Here is a 2,878-nt window from a genome sequence, read left to right on the forward strand (position 1 = left end):
CGAATTGTTTTCGGCAGTCCACGCATCAATACTTCCAACTGGTCGGGTTGGATGGAACCGCCTTCGTAACCGCGCGTTTCTGGAAGCTTAGATCGGGCACTACTGGCATTCCGCAAGCACTCCCGAATGGGAAACAAAATCATGAGAACGATGGTAATCGCAATGGGTGTGTTAGCCGCCGCAACCGTGGCGGCTTTCGCTGCCGAGCCGGTCAAGATGATGGACACAAAGATGGGCAAGGTCATGGCCACTGAAAAAGGCATGACGCTCTATACATTCGACAAGGATGCAAAGGGAAAATCGAACTGCGACGCTGATTGCCTGAAGAAGTGGCCAGCGTTCCATGCCGATGCCAAGGCCAAGGCGGAAGGTGAGTGGTCCCTGGTCAAGGCAGCGGACGGCAAGGAAATGTGGGCCTATGAGGGCAAGCCCCTTTACACCTATGCCGACGATAAAAAAGCCGGTGAAATGAAGGGCGACGGTGTTGGCGGCGCTTGGCATATAGCCAAATAACAGAAACGCGCTGCATAAAGATGGGGCGGTCTTGGATCGCCCCTTATCCCAAAGGGGCACTTAAGCGGGCACATTACGCTTAATGCTATTTCCTGCAATCTGCTTTCTCCCTGCACAGAAAGCCAAATTCTAACCGGGACTCCTCGCTAATGGAAAACGTATACTTCAAATCGGTGACCGTTGAATCGGCACATCCCGGCAAACTGCGGAACATCAGTTCGGTCGCTACGGCAGCCGAGTTTCTCTTGAATGAATGGCCAGGGAAACGGGGAAGGCTTCACGGTTTGGCGCGACAGGCGTGTCTGGAGGCGATGGATGGCACTGGCACCGGCGACATAGCAAGGTCGGCCTTTCTCGACGCTGCCACGGAAGCAAATATCTATGTCGAGAATACCAGTTGGGTGCATTATTAACCGAATGAGGACAAGGTGATACGCTTGATGGAACCAATAGTCTTCGGTTCTATTGTACCCAAATGGATAATTCAGAATTCCTACCTGTTATCGTCAGACATCCCAGGTTTCGCTACTCCCGACACATCAATTCTGTGGACGATGCCTACGACTGGCTGGTGCACTCGTGGATGAAGCAAGAAACCACAACACATTCAAACGCTCGAAATGCATGCCGCTATGCGATGTTGCATCGGGGGAGTGCGCAATGGGCACGGCACGGCGGCGATAGAGGCTAATATCTATGTTGGGGAGAGGACGCTTTAGTCGCGCTTCATCATCAATTTGCTGAGTTCTGTTTGCACGGAACGCAGCACGTGTCCATTCTCGGCGACTTCAATGACAGCTATGACCTCACCCTTTGCCAGCCGGCCGCGAACACTTTGCCGAATATAGTGCGCACGAGACAAGGTCAGCCGTCTCGTCGGAAATGCTGTCCGTTTTTTGTTCGCGGATGAAAAGGGGCACGAGGCTCCATGGTCGCTCTGCCAATGCTGCCATAACCTACCACTAGTGGCTCTTCGGCCTTTGGCTTATGACCTGTTCTTTGGCTCGAGCCAGCCAGGAAGCCTGGCCATCGGATACTATCATGAGTGTCGCCATAAAGGACATCAGGTTGTCTGTTAGCCAGCAAAAAACGGCCCGAGCTTGAGATGCTGACGTCACTGAGCCCGAAATGTGTCGCGCAATATGGAAACGATCAGGCGTGCACAGCTGCCGTCAATATCAAGCTCGGGATCGAAGATCGTCACCGTGAGGCCAATACAACGATCATCAGCAAGCAGCCTGCGCAAAAGAAAGGCGAGATGATCTGGATCGACGCCCGGACTGCCCGGCGTGTCAACAGCGGGCATTACCGTTTGGTCAAGTACGTCGACGTCGAAATGCACCCAGAAAGGCCAGCGAGATCTCTGCTCAATGGTTTCAATTGTTCGCATGAGGACCTCTCCCACCCCCAATTCTTGCAAAGTGAAGATGTCCAGCCGATTAATGGCCGTTTTGTTCACATCAGGCCATGCGAAGTCAGCATCGCGCCCCTCTCGTTCACCGATCTGAACCACCTGCTCCTCAGGTACGAGCGGTGCTGGTGCATCCGGCCACTCGGTCATGAGCGGCTCACCCCGTCCTGTCGCGAGCGCGAGGTCCATCCCGGCGACAGCACCGAGCATGACGGACGGATCATAATTGCCAGGGTGCCGAAAATCGCTGTGTCCGTCGATATGTACCAGGGAAAGTGCCGTAGACCGGCGGATTCCAGCCAAGGCGCCGAGCAGGATCGAACAGTCGCCACCGACGACGACTGGAAATTCGCCCGCGGCCGCGACCTCGGCAACGGTGTCCGCAAGCCGCAGGTTAAAGGCGCGCATTGTCTGACCATTGAGCAGTCGTGTGTTCGGCTGGGCTTCGGGATCATATTTGGGTCGGGGAAGATCGATAACTCGGACGGGTTCGAGGGCTTGAATCAGTCCAGCTTCGCTCAATACCTGCGGTGCTCGCCACGTACCGGGTTCGTGGCCGGGGCGCAGAGACCGCAGGCCGAGATTGGACGGAGCCCTGATCAGCGTTGTGTGCGAATGGCGATCGAGTCTGGCCAACGGACGTCTCCTCCGCACCGAGTTGTAACAATTTCGAGACTTGGATTCTACCCAGATAAACTGAAGGCTCATGTGGTAGAATCGAACTGACACTTCTTGCGGAACTGGTTGGATCAAAGATGTCCACCGGATGATGCAGATCGGAGTTTGATTCCGCCCGGTCTCCTCCTGGTGCAGCCTGAGGCAAGACAATCAACCGGTAATTTGCCTTCGTGCTGCCAACGGACAACCGCCTGAAGGCAATTAGCGCTGGGACAAGCAGGTTCCACTTCGCGCGAATTGATGACGATATGGGGAAGGCTGCATGCGTTCCGGACT

3 protein-coding genes are annotated in these 2,878 nt (G+C 55.0%); 2 read left to right on the forward strand and 1 reads right to left on the reverse strand.

Annotation, left to right across the window (positions count from 1 at the left end; all coding sequences use genetic code 11):
* The first annotated feature begins 141 nt into the window (after nt 1-141).
* Both AAAC48_RS16680 and AAAC48_RS16685 read left to right on the forward strand, forming a co-directional pair.
* Nucleotides 142-513, forward strand: coding sequence for a hypothetical protein (locus AAAC48_RS16680; RefSeq protein WP_340655256.1), 372 nt, complete (start codon nt 142-144; stop codon nt 511-513).
* A gap of 149 nt (nt 514-662) precedes the next feature.
* The gene (locus tag AAAC48_RS16685) at nt 663-926 is read left to right on the forward strand and encodes a DUF982 domain-containing protein (RefSeq protein ID WP_340655257.1); all 264 of its coding nucleotides are present in this window, start codon (nt 663-665) and stop codon (nt 924-926) included.
* A 701-nt stretch (nt 927-1,627) separates the two neighbouring features.
* Here the strand turns inward: AAAC48_RS16685 and AAAC48_RS16690 are convergent.
* Nucleotides 1,628-2,560 (reverse strand): arginase family protein, encoded by a 933-nt coding sequence (locus AAAC48_RS16690; protein ID WP_340655258.1) that lies wholly within the window; start codon nt 2,558-2,560, stop codon nt 1,628-1,630.
* Between the last annotated feature and the right edge of the window lie 318 nt (nt 2,561-2,878).

The sequence above is a fragment of the Phyllobacterium sp. genome, from assembly GCF_037994405.1.
In the GTDB taxonomy this organism is placed as follows: domain Bacteria; phylum Pseudomonadota; class Alphaproteobacteria; order Rhizobiales; family Rhizobiaceae; genus Phyllobacterium.

Bases quoted from the DNA above. Each gene is read 5' to 3' on its own strand.
- AAAC48_RS16685 (WP_340655257.1), top strand. From the start codon at position 663: ATGGAAAACGTATACTTCAAATCGGTGACCGTTGAATCGGCACATCCC.
- AAAC48_RS16680 (WP_340655256.1), top strand. From the start codon at position 142: ATGAGAACGATGGTAATCGCAATGGGTGTGTTAGCCGCCGCAACCGTG.